This window comes from Pseudomonas sp. TYF_14 (assembly GCF_043105275.1).
Lineage (GTDB): Bacteria > Pseudomonadota > Gammaproteobacteria > Pseudomonadales > Pseudomonadaceae > Aquipseudomonas > Aquipseudomonas alloputida.
This window is the reverse complement of the sequence record NZ_JBICLK010000030.1, coordinates 21,081-38,070: the sequence shown is the minus strand read 5'-3', so window position 1 is coordinate 38,070 and position 16,990 is coordinate 21,081. Positions and strand designations below refer to the sequence as shown.

The 16,990-nt window shown below is 56.1% G+C and carries 13 protein-coding genes; 9 read left to right on the top strand and 4 right to left on the bottom strand.

The genetic code is table 11. The features are described 5' to 3' along the window. Window positions 1-40 precede the first annotated feature (40 nt). From acnA to ACF8O8_RS08575, 9 genes are all read left to right on the top strand, one after another. Entirely contained in the window at window positions 41-2,719 is a 2,679-nt protein-coding gene (gene acnA / locus ACF8O8_RS08615; RefSeq protein ID WP_392509517.1) for an aconitate hydratase AcnA, read from the top strand. A gap of 253 nt (window positions 2,720-2,972) precedes the next feature. After that, window positions 2,973-4,025 (top strand): lactonase family protein, encoded by a 1,053-nt coding sequence (locus ACF8O8_RS08610; RefSeq protein WP_392509564.1) that lies wholly within the window; start codon window positions 2,973-2,975, stop codon window positions 4,023-4,025. Between the two features lie 60 nt (window positions 4,026-4,085). Beyond that, the gene (locus ACF8O8_RS08605; RefSeq protein ID WP_046614951.1) at window positions 4,086-5,402 is read left to right on the top strand and encodes an MFS transporter; all 1,317 of its coding nucleotides are present in this window, start codon (window positions 4,086-4,088) and stop codon (window positions 5,400-5,402) included. A 170-nt stretch (window positions 5,403-5,572) separates the two neighbouring features. Beyond that, on the top strand, window positions 5,573-6,826 hold the full coding sequence (locus tag ACF8O8_RS08600) for an OprD family porin (RefSeq protein ID WP_046614952.1): 1,254 nt from the start codon (window positions 5,573-5,575) through the stop codon (window positions 6,824-6,826). 20 nt (window positions 6,827-6,846) lie between these two features. Continuing rightward, the gene (locus ACF8O8_RS08595) at window positions 6,847-7,572 is read left to right on the top strand and encodes an ABC transporter substrate-binding protein (RefSeq protein WP_392509516.1); all 726 of its coding nucleotides are present in this window, start codon (window positions 6,847-6,849) and stop codon (window positions 7,570-7,572) included. 86 nt (window positions 7,573-7,658) lie between these two features. Further along, window positions 7,659-9,302 (top strand): acetolactate synthase large subunit, encoded by a 1,644-nt coding sequence (locus ACF8O8_RS08590; protein WP_046614954.1) that lies wholly within the window; start codon window positions 7,659-7,661, stop codon window positions 9,300-9,302. A 217-nt stretch (window positions 9,303-9,519) separates the two neighbouring features. Continuing rightward, on the top strand, window positions 9,520-10,263 hold the full coding sequence (gene phbB, locus ACF8O8_RS08585; RefSeq protein ID WP_281869303.1) for an acetoacetyl-CoA reductase: 744 nt from the start codon (window positions 9,520-9,522) through the stop codon (window positions 10,261-10,263). Between the two features lie 58 nt (window positions 10,264-10,321). Continuing rightward, window positions 10,322-11,662, top strand: coding sequence for a CitMHS family transporter (locus tag ACF8O8_RS08580; RefSeq protein ID WP_046614955.1), 1,341 nt, complete (start codon window positions 10,322-10,324; stop codon window positions 11,660-11,662). A gap of 224 nt (window positions 11,663-11,886) precedes the next feature. Further along, window positions 11,887-12,822 carry a GntR family transcriptional regulator gene (locus ACF8O8_RS08575; RefSeq protein WP_281869304.1) on the top strand — a complete coding sequence of 312 codons (936 nt, stop codon included), beginning with the start codon at window positions 11,887-11,889 and terminating at the stop codon, window positions 12,820-12,822. Window positions 12,823-12,855: 33 nt separating this feature from the next. On the opposite strand, the gene ACF8O8_RS08570 is transcribed toward ACF8O8_RS08575, so the two are convergent. The 4 genes from ACF8O8_RS08570 to ACF8O8_RS08555 form a co-directional block, all read right to left on the bottom strand. Beyond that, window positions 12,856-13,893 carry an AbrB family transcriptional regulator gene (locus tag ACF8O8_RS08570; RefSeq protein WP_281869305.1) on the bottom strand — a complete coding sequence of 346 codons (1,038 nt, stop codon included), beginning with the start codon at window positions 13,891-13,893 and terminating at the stop codon, window positions 12,856-12,858. 7 nt (window positions 13,894-13,900) lie between these two features. Next, window positions 13,901-14,536 (bottom strand): 3-oxo-tetronate 4-phosphate decarboxylase, encoded by a 636-nt coding sequence (gene otnC, locus ACF8O8_RS08565; RefSeq protein ID WP_196173110.1) that lies wholly within the window; start codon window positions 14,534-14,536, stop codon window positions 13,901-13,903. Then, window positions 14,533-15,804: a 3-oxo-tetronate kinase gene (gene otnK / locus ACF8O8_RS08560; RefSeq protein ID WP_281869306.1), complete on the bottom strand. Its 1,272-nt coding sequence runs from the start codon at window positions 15,802-15,804 to the stop codon at window positions 14,533-14,535. Before otnK ends, otnC begins: the two co-directional genes overlap by 4 nt. A 110-nt stretch (window positions 15,805-15,914) precedes the next feature. Further along, window positions 15,915-16,985: an isocitrate/isopropylmalate dehydrogenase family protein gene (locus tag ACF8O8_RS08555; protein WP_281869307.1), complete on the bottom strand. Its 1,071-nt coding sequence runs from the start codon at window positions 16,983-16,985 to the stop codon at window positions 15,915-15,917. Window positions 16,986-16,990 lie beyond the last annotated feature (5 nt).

Here is a 16,990-nt window from a genome sequence, read left to right as displayed (position 1 = left end):
CCACGCTTGCGAGCACTATAAGAAGCCGAGCGAAGAAAGCATGACCGAGACTGCCTGCGACCTCCTTAGTCCCCTGACGATCAACGATGATTCGTTCACGATTGTCGATCTGAGCAAGATGCTTGATCACAGCCAGCTTGCGAAGCTGCCGTATTCCATCCGTATTCTGCTGGAGAACGTCGCACGCTGCTCTCCAGAGGCTTTGCCCTCAGTGCTGGCAAGAGCAATTGGTCAAGGCCCTGACTGTGAAGTGCCTTTTCAGCCTAACCGCTTAATGTTCCACGACACTACCTGCCTGCCAGCCCTGGCCGACTTTGCCGGCATGCGAGATGTTGTTGCCGAACTGGGTGGTGATCCTCAGGCGATGAATCCTCTGATCCCGGCAGTGCTCACCATCGACCACTCGGTGATCGTAGAGCGCTATGCGGAAGCAGACGCGGTCGAGCAGAACCTGGACATCGATTTCCGCCGCAACAGCGAGCGCTACCGTTTCATCAAATGGGCACAGAAGAGCCTGGACAACTTCGGAGTGATCCCACCAGGTACCGGGATCATTCACCAGATGAACATGGAGGCGTTGGCCCAGGTCGTCTGGGAAAGTCGCGGAGCTAACGGCGAGCGCTTGCTTCACCCTGACGACATGGTCGCCACCGACAGCCACACTCCGATGATCAATGCCATTGGTGTGCTGGGCTGGGGTGTTGGCGGGCTGGAAGGGCAGGCCGCCATGGTAGGTGAGCCGGTACCGATCAGCTTCCCGAAAGTCATCGGCATTCGCGTGACTAATGCCATGCGCCCAGGTGTAACCGCCACCGATTTGTCCCTGCATGTGGCAGAAATTCTGCGTAAGCGCTCGGTCGTAGGCAAGTTCGTGGAGTTCACCGGCCCAGGGCTTTCAACGCTCAGCTGGGCAGCCCGTGGCACGGTTTCCAACATGGCGCCCGAGTACGGGGCGACCGTTGTGTTCTTCCCGTTCGACAACGAGACTTTGGCTTACCTCGAGCTCAGCGGTCGTTCGGCCAAGTTGCGCGAGCAAGTCATCGCCTACATGAGCGCCCAACCGCTTTGGCGCCGCGATGAGCTGGCTGAGCCGGAATTTGATGAGCTGATCGAATTGGATCTGGCCAACATCGAACCGAGTGTTGCCGGGCCACATCAACCGCACCAGCGTCAGCCGCTTTCCAAGGCTGCTGCATCGTTCCAAGAGGAAGTTCTGGGCGGCGGCAAGCTGATCACGGCTCCGCAAGAGCAGAGCTTCTTCGAGCCTTCGTTCGGTCAGTCGATCACTCACGGTGCTGTGGTGATGTCTGCCATTACCAGCTGCACCAACACCGCCAACCCGGCACAGATGATTCAAGCTGGTCTGCTGGCTCGCAAGGCCCGGAGCCTGGGTCTTCAGCATAAGCCGTGGGTAAAAACATCGCTCTCGCCTGGTTCGCAGGTGGTCGCAGACTATTTGGCTGAAGCCAACCTGCTGGAAGACTTTTCTGCCCTGGGCTTCGATCTGGCCGGTTTCGGTTGCATGACCTGCATCGGCAACTCCGGAAAGCTCGAAGAACACGTTGAGCATTTCGCTGATGAGGGCCTCAAAGGCGTGGTGGTGTTGTCCGGCAACCGAAATTTCGAAGGCCGGGTGAACCCTAAAGTACCAGCAGGCTATCTGGCGTCCCCGGCGTTGTGCGTTGCCTATGCCATCGCCGGCACCATCGATATTGACCTGACATCGCAGCCGCTTGCGACCGGTGCTGATGGCCAGCCGGTGTTCCTGCAGGATCTCATGCCAAGCGATGCTGACATTGCCGATGAGGTTGCTAAAGTCGTGAAGCCGGAGTTCTTCCAGCATCGCCTGGCGACTGTCTGGGATGGTACGCACCATTGGCAGGCGCTTTCTGCCGAAGGCAGTGTGCAGTTCCCTTGGAGCCCAGAGTCGACGTACCTGCGTCGCCCTCAATACCTCGCAGACATCCAGGCACAGCCCAAAGCCTCTCTGGCAATCAATGGCGCCAAGGCGCTGATGGTGCTCGGTGACAACGTCACTACCGACCACATCTCGCCAGCCGGTGCGATTCCTGCCAATAGCCTGGCTGGTCAGTGGTTGCTGGAGCGTGGCGAAAACCCACAAGACCTCAACCAGTATTCGACTCGTCGAAGCAATCATGAAGTGATGCTGCGTGGCGCGTTCACCAACAAGTCGGTCAAGAACCGTCTTCTGGGCGACAAGCAACCAGGTCTTGGCGCCTGGGTGTGGAATGCGGATCACAGTGAGTGCTTGCCACTGTACGAGGCTGCCAAAAGCTATGCCCTAGAGCAGACACCGATGGTTGTTTTCGCGGGCATCAACTACGGAGCTGGCTCTAGCCGTGACTGGGCAGCGAAAGCTCAGGCATTGCTGGGTGTGAAGGCTGTTGTCGCGCAGAGCATTGAACGTATTCACCGCAGCAACCTGATCGGCATGGGCGTACTGCCTCTGGTCTTCAAGCCCGACCAAAGCGTTGACGACCTCCGCCTGGATGGTAGCGAGCAGTTTGACTTCCTAGGCCTTGATGAGCTGGCCGTAGGTGAGAACGTAATCAAATTGATCATTCGTCGCGCCGATGGCCGTCGTGATGAAGCCGAGGTCATTGCTCGTGTGGATTCGCAGCAAGAGGTGCGCTACCTCGTGAATGGCGGTGTTCTTCCTTTCGTAATCCGCAAGGTTGTTGCACGCACACGGGGTTGATTTCCAAGGGCCTCATACGAGGCCCAAACCTGTCCAAAACAATAAGAAGGACAAGTCTATGGATCGCGAACATTTCAATGTTGCGCACGGCCCTGTGAGCGTCACGCAAGCAGGGTTATGTCGCCGCACGCTGCTCAAACATCTAGGTACAGCGACAGGACTAGGCCTCCTGGGCTCGATGCTGCCAACAGGGTTGGTCAGCGCCGCAAGTGCCATGTCTTCAAACAATTCTGTAAGCGGGAGTAATACCCCTATGTTCGCGTATGTCGGATCGCGCACAACCCGGGAGCGCAATGCCCGTGGTGATGGCATCACGGTTTATCGACTGGATCAACAAGCCGGCACTCTGGAACAGGTGCAGTTGGTAGATGACTTGGTGAATCCGTCATTCCTTGCCCTCAATCGTGCTGGGGATCGTCTCTACACCGTCCACGGTGACCGGAGCGAAGTCAGTGCATTCAGCGTCGATAAGGCCAGTGGGAAGCTGAGCTTCCTGAACCGCCAAAGCTGCGAAGGCAAGAATCCGGTACACCTGGCACTGGATCCCACTGAGCGCTTCATGGTGGTATCTAACCATATCACCGGTACCTTGGCCGTCCTCAATGTTGAAGAGAATGGGGCCCTGGGTAGCATTAACCAGTTGCTCAAGCTTGACGGCCCAGTTGGCCCTCATCGTGTTGAGCAGCCTTTCGCTAAGCCTCATTTCAACCCTTTTGATGCTTCTGGCAGTTATGTTTTGGTGCCGGACAAGGGGCTGGATCGAGTCTTCAGCTTCCGTTTCGACAACGGCAAGCTGTATCCCGCCGACCAGCCATTCGCGGTTGCTCGCGAGGGCTCTGGCCCGCGCCATATTGCGATGCATCCAAAAGCTGGCTTTGCATATGTGATCAACGAGCTCGACTCGACCGTTACCAGCTATCGCTTCGATTCGAACAATGGGGCATTGCAGCCTTTCCAGGTGCTGCCATCGCTGCCTGCTAGCTACACCGGCAACAGCCGGGCATCTGAAATTGAGGTAGATCGCAGTGGACGCTTCCTCTACGCGTCCAATCGCGGCTACGACAGCATCGCTGTTTTCTCGATTGACCAAGGTAGTGGCCTGCTCAGCCCGGTCGACTTTATTCCGAGTGAAGGAAAAACTCCGCGCTTCTTCAGCCTGACGCCAAACCAGCGTTTCCTGTTCGCCCTCAATGAGGATAGCGACAGCATCGTGTCGTTTGCTGTCGATCCGCATACCGGTGGTTTGAAAAAGACAGGCTTCTCGGTTTCTACCGGTAGTCCGGTCTGCATGATCTTTTCCGCCTGATACCTGCTGTTACGATAACAATTAAAGGGCGAGCTACGGTTCGCCCTAGATGAGGTCTCTATGAACAACAATAAAACTGTCGATGAGCAGGCGATCGTCCGTAAGGTCACCTTACGGATCATTCCGTTCATGTTCTTGCTGTACATCGTCTCCTATCTGGATCGCGCCAACATCGGATATGCCGCGCTGGAGATGAACAAGGAGCTGGCCTTGACCAGCGAGGCTTTCGGCTTCATTTCTGGAATCTTCTTCATTGGCTACTTCCTGTTTGAAGTGCCAAGCAACGTTATGCTCAACAAGTTCGGCGCCCGTGTCTGGATCGCCCGAATTCTGGTGACCTGGGGTGCCATCGCTGCTGCTACGGCATTCGCCCAGACCGCCAACCAGCTCTATGTGCTGCGTTTCTTCCTGGGTGTCGCCGAAGCAGGCTTCTTCCCAGGCGTGATCGTCTACCTGACCTACTGGTTCCGGTCGAAGGAATTGGCCACTACGGTCGCTCTGTTCACTGCAGCAATCCCGGTCAGCTACATCATTGGCGCGCCGCTTTCGACCTGGATCATGGACAACATCAAGTGGTTCGACTGGAGCGGCTGGCGTTGGATGCTCTTCCTTGAAGGCGTCCCGGCAGTGTTCCTCGGCATTGCTTGCTTCTTCTTCCTGACTGATAAGCCCGAGCAAGCCAAGTGGCTGACTCAGCAGGAGAAAGACTGGCTGCTGGCCGAGCTTGAGCGCGACCGCCAGAGTCGCAAGAACGTGAAGCGCCTGGGTGTACTCAAGACCATGGTGAACAAGAAGGTGCTGTACCTGGCCTTCATCTACTTCGTCTACCAATGTGGCAGCCTGGGCGTCGGTTACTGGATGCCGCAGATCATCAAAGGCTTCTCCAGCGACCTGACCCATACCCAAATTGGCCTCATCGCCATGCTGCCCTACATCGTTGCCACTGCAGCGATGATCATCTGGTCGCGCAGCTCTGATCGCCGCAACGAACGCAAGATGCACTCGGCTATTCCGTTGGCAGTTGCAGCACTTGGCCTGATCGGTGCCGGCATGCTGCCCAGCGCAGTGGCGTCGATGGCGATGATATGCGTGGCACTCTCGGGCCTTTATAGCTTCAAGTCACCATTCTGGGCATTGCCAACCTTGTTCCTCGATCGTGCTACCGCAGCGGTCTCCATCGCGGTGATCAACTCCATCGGTAACCTCGGTGGTTTCGTTGGCCCTTCGTTGATTGGTGTGGTTAAAGGCAACAGCCAAAGTGCAGCTACCGGCCTGCTGTTCCTCAGCGCTCTTTTGGTTATCGCCTTCCTGATGACTGCCCTGATGCGTGTGACCAACAGCGAGCCTGATCAACCAGTGGCCGCATCAGCCCACTGATACCCCTGGCCGCGCAGCGGCCTGCTTGCGGCTGAGTGCTGCTCCTACAGGTTTTGTTCAGCCGCTGTAGGAGCGGTCTCAAGCCGAGAAGCAATCCATCGTAACGATCAAACCCATCCTTGCCCAACCACGGGTCGGGCAGTCTCATGCCAACAAACTGGAATCGCCAGATGCACAACAACAAAAACATCATGCGTACCCTGATCACCTTGTCCCCTTGCCTGATCATCGGCACCGCCGATGCAGAGGGTTTTATGGAGGACAGTAAGGCAAGCCTGCAGCTGCAGAACTACTACTTCAATCGCGACTTTCGCGATGGTTCCGCTCAATCCAAGCGGGAAGAGTGGGCTCAAGGCTTTCTCTTTGACTTCCGCTCTGGCTACACCCCCGGCACCGTAGGTTTTGGTCTCGACGCCCTGGGCATGCTGGGTATCAAGCTCGACTCAAGCCCGGATCGCTCGGGTTCCGGTTTGCTGCCGGTGCATGATGATGGCCGTGCGGCAGATGAGTTCAGCCGTCTCGGTTTGACAGCCAAAGTGAAAGTTTCCGAAAGCGAGCTCAAGTACGGAACGCTGATTCCTAAGCTGCCAACCGTACAGGCCAACACCGGACGGATTCTGCCGCAGACCTTTGAAGGTGGCCTGCTCACCAGCAATGAATTTGAAGGCCTCACCCTGACGGGGGCGCGCTTCAATCGTGTCACTGATCGTGACTCTACCGACGCGCAGAAAATCACCCTGAACAACAAGAACCGTCGGTTTGCCGGGGCTGTGGAGGGTGACGATTACTGGGTGGGCGGTTTTGATTACGCCATCAACAAAGGGTTAACGATTAGCTACCAGTACGCCGAACTGCAGGATGTCTACCGGCAGAGCTTCTTTGGCATAAACCACAGTTGGAGCATTGGCCCAGGTAAGCTCAAAAGCGACCTGCGGTACATGCTGAGCGACGACGCCGGCAGTGCTAAGGGTGGGGCGATCGACAGTGGGGCACTGAGTGGTCTGTTCACCTACAGCTTGGGTGGCCATGCCTTCGGCCTTGGGCTCCAGAAAATGAATGGTGATACGTCGATGCCGTTTCTCAACGGCACTGACCCGTACCTCACGAACTACATCCAGATCAACGACTTCGCAGAGCCGGGCGAGCGTTCGTGGCAGCTCCGTTACGACTACAACTTTGCTGCAATTGGCATCCCAGGGCTGACCTTCATGACGCGTTACGTCAAAGGCGATAACGCCGATGCCGCTACTCACGTGGGAGAAGGTCGTGAGTGGGAACGCAACACTGACATCGCATACGTGTTCCAGTCCGGTGCTTTGAAAAATGTCGGTGTGCGTTGGCGCAATGCGGCGTACCGCTCGAACCTCGCACGTGGTGCTGACGAGAATCGCTTGATCGTTTCCTACACCTTGCCAATCTGGTAATCCACCTTCAGGAGAACCCTATGACAACCATTACCCAAGCGGTACTTGATGACCTGGCTCCTGGTGGCGTTCTGCACGCTGCCATCAATTTCGGTAACCCCGTGCTCGCCCAGCGCGGCCCGAGTGGCGAGCCTCAAGGCGTGTCTGTTGCGCTGGCCAAAGCGCTCGCAGAAGAGCTGTCTGTAAAGCTCGAAATGCGTACTTTTGACGCTGCTGGAAAGGTCTTTGCCGCGCTGGAGGAGGGCGTCTGGAACCTGGCATTTTTGGCTATTGAGCCGGTGCGTGAGGCCCAGATCTCATTCAGCGAGCCTTACGTGATCATTGAGGGGACATACCTCGTTGATCGCGACTCTCCTTTCCGCTCGGTCGCCGATCTAGACCAAGCCGGCTTGAAGCTGGCAGTGGGTAAAGGCGCTGCCTATGACCTGTTCCTGACTCGTACCTTGAAGCATGCCCAGCTTGAGCGAGCGGAGACCTCTGCAGGGGCAGTTGATTTGTTCCTAGACCAGAATCTCGACGCTGCTGCGGGAGTCCGCCAGCCCCTGCAAAAGGTGGCTGATCGTGACCCGAGCTATCGCGTTCTGGACGACGCCTTTACCTCGATCCGCCAGGCGATGGCCGTGCCGAAAGGTCGGGACGCTGGTGCCGCATATGTGAGGGCATTCATTGAGCGGAAAAAAGCTGAAGGCTTTGTTCATCAAGCGCTGGCCGAGAGTGGTCAGTCCGATGTGACCGTTGCACCGTAGATCGTAATGTTTAGAAGGGAGGCTGGTAACAGCCTCTCGTATTGGAAGTGAAGGGCGTAATAGCCCACCGTGCTTGGGGTAATGAAATGGCCAAGGCCGCCGATGTCGTTGTGCAATGCCTGGAAAACGAAGGTGTCGAGTATGTGTTCGGCATTCCTGGTGAGGAAAACCTCGACCTGCTGGAGTCCCTTCGTAAGTCGAAGATCAAGCTGGTACTGACCCGTCACGAGCAGTCGGCGGGCTTCATGGCCGCCACCTATGGTCGCTTGACCGGCAAGACCGGCGTCAGCCTGTCGACCCTCGGCCCTGGTGCGACCAACCTGGTCACCGCCAGTGCATACGCCTATCTGGGCGGCATGCCGATGATGATGATCACCGGCCAAAAGCCGATCAAAAAGTCTAAGCAGGGTCGTTTCCAAATCATCGACGTCTGCGGAATGATGGATCCCATCACCAAGTACACCCACCAATTCGCCTCGGCTGACAACATCCCTTCGCGTATGCGTGAAGCGTTCCGTCTGGCCGAAGAAGAGAAGCCGGGCGCCGTGCACCTGGAACTGCCTGAAGACATCGCTGCCGAGCAGACCGACGCTCTGCCGATTCCGCGCAGCCTGCATCGACGTCCGCTGGCAGAACACAAGGCCGTCGAAGCGGCAGTTGAGAAATTGCAGAATGCTCGCAGCCCAATCCTGGTGATCGGCGCTGGTGCCAACCGCAAGATGACTGCCAAGGTGCTGAAGCAACTGATCGACAAGACCGGCATCCCGTTCATCACCACCCAGATGGGTAAAGGTGTGGTCGACGAGCGCCACCCGCGCTTCCTCGGCAACGCCGCTCTGTCGTCCGGTGACTTCGTACACCGCGCCATCGAAGCGGCTGACCTCATCATCAACATCGGCCACGATGTGATCGAGAAGCCACCATTCTTCATGGTGCGTGGTGGTACCGAAGTCATCCACATCAACTTCCGCTCCGCCGAAGTCGATGCCGTCTACTTCCCTCAGGTCGAAGTGATCGGCGACATCGCCAATGCCGTTTGGCAGATCGGTGAAGCGCTGAATGACACCAGCCACTGGGACTTCACACGCCTGTTGGCTATTCGTGAGGCCAACGAAGCGCAGATCATCGAAGGTGCCGACGACGAGCGCTTCCCGGTGTACCCGCAGCGTCTGGTAGCAGATATTCGTCGAGTGTTGCCATCCGAAGGCATCGTGGCCCTGGACAATGGCATCTACAAGATCTGGTTCGCTCGCAACTACAAGGCCCACAAGCCGAACACCGTGCTGCTCGACAACGCCCTGGCGACCATGGGCGCCGGCCTGCCATCGGCCATGGCCGCACACCTGGTGCACCCTGATCGCCCGGTCATTTCCGTGTGCGGCGACGGTGGCTTTATGATGAACAGCCAGGAGCTGGAAACCGCAGTGCGTTTGGGCATGCACATCACCGTGGTGATCCTGCGTGACGACGGCTACGGCATGATTCGCTGGAAGCAGGCCAACATGGGCTTCACCGATTTCGGCCTGGACTACGGTAACCCAGACTTCGTCAAATATGCTGAGTCCTACGGTGCTAACGGCTATCGTGTGGAGAGTGCGGATGCCCTGCTACCGTTGCTGGATCACTGCATCTCCAACCCAGGTGTGCACGTAATCGACTGTCCTGTGGATTACTCTGAAAATGATCGCATCCTGAATAGCGAATTAAGAGAGCGAAGCCTCTCGATCTGAAAATATCCCGTAACAACTTAATTACAGATTCTAAATATCTTGTAACAAACTAGATCTCGACATTTTTTGTGAGTGTGCAGCGTTCTCGGAGTGAGAACGCTGTCTTTCCTAAAGACCAATTTCAATTTTTCAAAGCCCTTTCTAGGATGTACCCAGAGCTGAGGTGCGCCTGCGCGTCAGCCATAAGCGTCCCTACAAAAACTATAAGGGTTACGTCATGTCCAAGAAAGTTGCGTTCGTCACAGGTGGTATGGGCGGTATAGGAACTGCCATTTGTCAACGTTTGTTCAAGGATGGATTCATTGTTGTGGCCGGCTGCGGGCCCGATTCTGCCATTCGTAGCGAGTGGTTGAAGAAACAAAAGAAAGCGGGTTTTAACTTCATTGCTTGCGAAGGGAATGTTGCAGAGTGGGACTCCACTGTGAAAGCATTCGAGAAAGTGAAGAAGGATGTTGGCCCGATTGATGTCCTAGTTAATAACGCTGGCACAGCCTGTAACGTATTGTTTCGCGATATGGATCCAGGTGATTGGCAGACAGTTATCGATACCAACCTGAACTCTCTGTTCAACGTCACTAAGCAGGTTATTGACGACATGACGGCAAGAGGATGGGGTAGGGTCATCAACATCTCCTCCGTAAACGCCCAGCTGGGCCATGTTGGGCAGGTTAACTACGCTACTGCCAAATCTTCGATCCGTGGCTTCACTCGTGCCCTCGCTCGTGAGGTAGCCGCACGAGGAGTTACCGTCAATACGGTTTCCCCTGGGTATATTGCAACTGCCCGTCTCAAGGCCATCACAGAAAACGACCGAATGGACAAGGTGATTCAGGACATCCCTGTTAAGCGACTGGGAACACCTGAAGAGGTTGCCTCCATGTGCTCGTGGCTGGCATCTGAGGAATCAGCATTCGCAACGGGTGCTGACTTCGCTATTAACGGCGGCCTGCATATGAGCTGAGCAATCAGCTCGGCTTCTAATAGCTCATAACAAATACAATGCTGTTTCGGAGATAACAATGCTGTCCATTCTCGGCTACGGCATGATCATCACGTTTATGTCGTTGATCATGACGAAGAGACTTGCGCCATTGGTAGCGATGACGACCATACCGATCATCTTCGCTATGTTGGGTGGTTTTACTGGCGACATGGGTCTCATGATGATTGAAGGGTTGCGTAAAGTCGCCCCGACTGCAGTCATGGTCATGTTTGCAATTCTTTATTTTGGCATGATGTTCGATACCGGGTTGTTTGACCCCGTTATCCGAACTTTCTTGAAGCTGATCAAGGGTGATCCTGCCAAAGCTGTTCTCTTTGCTACGCTGCTAGCGGGAATGGTTTCGCTCGACGGTGATGGGTCTACAACCTATATGATCACCATCACGGCAATGCTTCCGTTGTTTAAGCGGTTAAAAATAAACCCGCTCATATTGCCCTGTGTGGTCATCCTTGCCGCGAGTGTGACCAACTTGCTGCCGTGGGGCGGGCCTTTGGCGCGTGCTGCTGCATCGCTGCAAGTGGAAACCACAGAGCTGTTCCTGCCACTCATTCCAGCAATGATCATCGGTTTCCTCAGCGTCCTTGCATTGGCTTTCTACCTGGGGCTGCAAGAGCGCAAGCGACTGGGGACTCTCACGCTACCTGGTGACACGCGTCGGCATGCAAGCGTTTCCGACGACGACATCAGCGACTTGCTCACCCTGAGTGATGAGAATGCCGAGCTGCGCCGGCCAAAGATGTTCTGGCTAAATGCGGCATTGACCATCACGTTGATGGGATGCCTTGTGGTTGAGTTGCTGCCGTTGCCAGTGCTGTTCATGCTGGCGTTCTCGGTAGCGCTGGTAATCAACTACCCAGGTATCGATGATCAACGCCGTCGTATCGCAGCACACGCGCCTACAGCGCTTAATCAGATTGCGATCTTCCTCGCTGCTGGCATCTTCGCTGGGATCCTTTCGGGTACCGGGATGGTCAAGGCGATGTCGGAAACGTTGCTCTGGGCTCTGCCGGACAGCTGGGGTGCTTATCTCGCACCGATCACGGCAATCATCAGCATCCCTGGTACGTTCTTCATGTCCAACGATGCCTTCTACTATGGCGTGCTGCCGGTTCTAGCACATGCTGCAGAAGCCTATGGCATTAGCGCGGCGGAGATTGGACGGGCCTCGATGGTTGGGCAACCAGTTCACTTGCTGAGCCCATTGGTTGCATCGACCTACCTGCTGGCGGGACTTGCGGGCGTGGAGTTCAGTGACCACCAGAAATACACCTTCAAGTGGTCATTGCTGCTCTGCCTCGTCATCATGGCGGCGTCCATGGCGTTCGGTTTGTACCCCTGGTACTCCACTGCTGCCTGATGAAAACCCACTGATGAGGTGACCGGGCTCTTGTCGTCTAGCGACGTGAGCCCGGGTTTTAAGGCAAGCAGAAGGAATGGTTAATGCCATGAAAGTCAGCACTTCACTGACTGAGCCACGGGCGGAAATCAGCCGTAACGGCTGATGCATGTGGTCACGTATACTGTTGGGTGCCGGTGCCGAGTAACTGATAATTCGGCCTTTCCACCTTTCGGTTTACATGCATGGCATCCAGCCCCCTCGTCCAGCGAATCGTTTCTCAGATTAGGCACCAAATTCAATTTGGCGACCTTGCTCCCGGCTCGCATCTCAGCGCCCAGAAAGTCGGCGATGAGTTCCAGGTTTCTCGCTCGCCCGCTCGGGAAGCGCTGACTTTCCTGGCTGAACAGGGCGTACTTGAGCAGATCCCGAATCGAGGTTTTTTTGTGATCGGCGTAGCCGATGCTCTGCAAAAACCGCTCGATGAGATCACCACGCTGGAGGAGCCTGCGGAGTATTACCAGCTTTCAGAAGACTGGCTGAACGATGCCATTCCTGCCCAGGTTACTGAGAAGTACCTGCGAGAGCGCTATTGCCTGACCAAATACCAAGTGACCGACATCCTCAATAGGGCGGCAAAGGTCGGGTGGGCAGAGCCTAAGCCTGGCTACGGCTGGCGTTTTCTAGATGTGGCCAAAACACCGGAAGCTCTCGAGCAAATCTACAAGGTTCGCTCCTTGATTGAGCCCGCAGCGCTGCTGGAGAGTGATTTTAATCACGACCTCGAAGTGCTGGCGCGCCTGAAGAGAGAGCAGCAGGACTTGCTATCGGGAGCAATCGAAACGCTGCCGGCTGACGCCCTATTGAAGTCCGGTATTCGTTTCCATGAAGACCTCATCAGCCTGTCCGGTAACCCTCACTATCTCTTGATTCTCAAGCAGCTGAACAACATGCGGCGATTGATCGAGTACCGCGCCATGATCGATCGCAAGCGTATGTATGGGCAGTGTGCCGAGCACCTGCGGATGGTTGAGTTGGTCGTTGAAGGCAACAATCTGGAGGCAGCCCACCTCATGAAGCGGCATCTCAGTGGCTCTTTTGCACGCAAATCGCCGATCCTTGGCCTTCGCCCGAAGGTCGAGAAGAATGCTGAAGAAAATGTGAGGCTACCGGAGGAGTGATCCTCAAATTCCTCAGCGGGAGCGTTGATCGTTCTACTCCTGGTTTTGGCGGGCCAACCACAGTTTCAAGACTGGTTCCGCGCACAGCATGACTACAACCAGGCGCATGATCTGCATGGCAGTTACCACCCCGGCGCCAAGGTGTAGCGCCTCTGCCGTCAGGTACATCTCGGTGCTGCTACCAGGCATCATGCCGAGTGCCATGGTCAGTTCTGGAAGGCCAGAGAGTGCTCCGAAGCCCCAGGCGAACAGGAAAGTCCCGGCGATCATGCACAGGGTGAATATGACCACTTTCAGCAGATAGGCCGGTGATTTGCGGAAGAACGACCTGTCGAAAAAGCTACCTAGAGCGCAACCGATCATCAGCTGACCGTATTGGCTCAGTTCCACCGGCAGGGCGGTACGAAGATCGAATGTAGTGGTCAGCATGGCGCACAGTGCCATGGGGCCGAACATCCAGGGGTTGGGCAGTCCCGCTCGTTTCCACAAAAACGCTACCAGAACACCGCCCGCTAGCATGGGGCCGAGCCATATCCAGTCTGGGGGCAGACGGGATTGAACCGTATCGGCGGGTGAGAGGTGGGCAAGCAGAAACATGGCCGGTGGCACGCTCAGCACTATCAGCACCAATCGAATGCTGTGGGCTGCAGCGATTTGACTGACGTCGGCCTTGTACCGCATGCCCAACTGAATCATCTCGGCAAAATTCGCTGGCATGAACGCGAAATAGGCCGTGGTGAGATCCATGCCTTGGCGTCTCATGAACGCGATACCCGCCAGAGCCAATATCAAGGTGAGGAAGGCAGCGGCGAGCATGAGCAAGAAATGACTGAAAATCTCCTGAGCTACCGGTTGGGTAAAATGCAGGCCGATGGACGTGGCAATCAGCCACTGGCCTGATTTACGTCCATTCGGGATTTCTGCGATCAACCATCCAGAGCATCGGACGATGATCACCGCTAGCATCGAGCCGACGATCCAGGGCAGAGGCCAATTTGCGATTTCGGCGAGGAGCGCTCCACCGATACCAATCAGTGGTGTAGCCCACCATTGCTTCAAGCTTGCTAGCATTCGTCTGTCACTTGAGTGGGTAGAGGCGGCGGATTTCGGCGATGTTTTCCGGAGTCAGTGTCCGAAACTTGTGCTGGAAAATGAGCAAAAATAGCTTTGCGGTAGCCTCCAGTTCTTCTGTGGCATCAACTGCAGCGCTCAGGCTGGTACCTGCTACAACAGGCCCGTGATGAGCCAACAGCATGGCGTGATGCTTATTGGAGAACGAGCGCACTGCTGCCGCCAATGCGGGGTCGCCAGGTGCGTAGTAAGGCACTAGCGGTAGCTTACCGACCCGCATCGCGTAATAGGCAGTGATCGCTGGCAGAAGGTCATCAGGATCAAGCCCTTCGAGAACGGATACAGCCACTGAGTGAGTCGAGTGAAGGTGTACCACTGCGCCGCTGTCGGGGCGCTCTTGATACATGGCGAGATGCAGCATCAGCTCCTTGGACGGTTTGTCTCCGCTGACATGGCGACCTTCCCAGTCCAGTTTGGTGAGTCTTGCAGGATCTAGGCGACCGAGAGAGGCTCCGGTAGGCGTCAGTAGCCAGCCATCCTCGAGACGCACACTGATATTGCCTGTTCCCCCATGGGTCAGCCCTCTGTCGTACATGGACTTGCCCAGTAGGACGATCTCCTCGCGTTGCTTGCTTTCATTCATGGCGCTAACTCCAACGCTTTACTGAAAAAATCGCGGGAGCCGAAATTCCCCGACTTCAGTGCCAGTGCCACAGGTTGGTCGCCCAGGCCTATCGTCCATGGCACGCCTGGATCTATGGCCGCACCGATACGCAAGCCAGTTATGCCTAACGCCTTCACAACGGCCCCTGAGGTCTCTCCGCCCGCCACCACGAAGGATTTAACGCCCATCTCCCGCAACCCCACGGCAATTTGGGACAAGGCATGCTCAACTATCTCGCCCGCCGCTGTTGCACCAAGGTGCTTCTGTACCGCCTTCACATCCTCAGGCAATGCGCTTCCGTAGATCAGGACAGGGCCGTGTGCAAGCAGCGGTTTGGCCCATTTCAGAGCCTCACTGATTTGGTCGTGGCTCTCTGACAAACGCAGTGGGTCAAGTGCGAAGGATGGACGATCAGTGGCTTTCCAGTGATCAATCTGGCCATTCGTTGCCTGAGAGCAGCTCCCGGACAGAACCGCTGCATAACCATCACGGTGTGATGAGATCGAAGCGGTAGAGGTGTCAGCAAGCAGCCCCTGGCGCTGGAAGTTTCTCGGCATACCCATAGCAACACCGGAGCCTCCGGTCACCAGGATGTGCTCGCTGGCTGCCTCGCCTATCACTTGCAAATCGTGGTTGTTGATTGCATCGATGACTGCGTAAGAGCAGCCATCTTCTTGTGCTTGGGCAAATGCCCGGCGTACAGCGTCGGCACCTTCCTGGATGACGGAGTGTGTGATCAGGCCGACCTTCCGGGCGGTCTGTTGCTGTAGGACGCGTACCACATTGCTGTCAGTCATTGGCGTCAACGGGTGGTCGCGCATGCTGGATTCGCTGAGCAGCGTTTGGCCAACGAACAGGTGGCCGTTGTAGAGCGTGCGTTGGTTTTCAGGAAAAGCCGGGCATGCAATTACGAACGAGAGGCCTAAGGCGTCAAGTAATGCATCGGCGATGGGCCCGATATTGCCCTGGCTAGTAGAGTCGAAGGTGGAGCAGTATTTGTAGAAATACTGGCGGCACCCCGACCCTTGGAGCCATGCAAGTGCGGCTAGTGATTCGTCGACAGCTTCAGTTGCGGGCAAGGTTCTCGTCTTAAGTGCGATGACCACGGCGTCGACGTCTTCGTCGAGCTGCGCTTGAGGAACACCTATCACTTGCACAGTACGCAACCCGCCCCTGACCAACATGCTTGCGAGGTCTGTTGCTCCTGTGAAGTCGTCAGCAATGCAGCCCAGTAATAATCGGCTCACAGCCAAATCCTCTTTGCCATGCTCAGGCGCTTACGCTTTGACTCATGACTTTGGTTAGTGAATGAAGCGAGGCTCCGTCGTTCTGGCGCACCTGCATGCGCCATACGCGTTCAACCGGTAATGGCTTGTGCCACGGCTTCACCGAAAGCACGGCAACCAAGGTGCCCGCCCAAGTCGGCAGTGCGCTTTGTGGGGTCTTCTAATACGGTGTCTACGGCCTGCTCCATTGCACTACCTGCCTCGTGGAGTAGGGGGACATCGTGGTGCTCCCCCATCCACTGGAGCAACATTGCGACCGAAAGGATCATCGAAACAGGGTTAGCGACATCCTGACCTGCAATGTCGGGGGCAGATCCGTGCTGAGCTTGAGCGCAGCAGTGACTGTCACTGGCCATTATCGAACCAGCCAGGCCAAGGCTGCCGGACAGTTCGCTAGCCAAATCGCTGATGATGTCGCCGTAGAAATTGGTTGCCACCACTACATCAAAGCGCTCTGGGTTGCGCACCAGGTGGGCGGTTGATGCATCGACCAGCAGATCGTCGAGCTTGACCTCGGGAAACTCTTTGGCGACGTGTCGAACGCATTCCAGGAACAAGCCATCCGTCATGTGGAAGCTGTTGGCCTTGTGAATCGCAGTCACTTTGCGGTTACGTTTCATCGCCAGCTCGAAGGCGCGACGGGCTATGCGTTCGCTGCAGTGCCGGGTGATTTTTCGGGTGGAGAGTGCCATGTCAGGGGAAGGCATCACCTCTCCCCAACCACGAGACATGTTCCGGTCAGGATAGAAGCCTTCGGTGGCCTCGCGCATGATCACCAGATCCATGCTCTTGCCTGGTTTCATGTTGGTTTCAATGTACGGGCGGGTGCGTGCCGGGCGCACGTTGGCGTAGAGATCCAGGCCAATGCGGAAGCCTGCAGAAACGTTCCGACCGCCTTTTTCTGGCGCTGGGTAATCAGCGTGGGACTGGGTGCCCAGGATGATCCCGTCATAGGTTTTCGCCTTTTCGAGCACTTCTTCTCTCAACGTGGTGCCGTGTTTTTCCAGGCTCGTGAAGCCGACATCATCGTAGTCAAAGTGAAGCCCTAGATTGAATTTACGATTGGTAGCGTGCAGTACCTGCATCGCAGACTCGATGATTTCAGGGCCAATACCATCACAAGGAAGTACCAAGATACGCATCACGA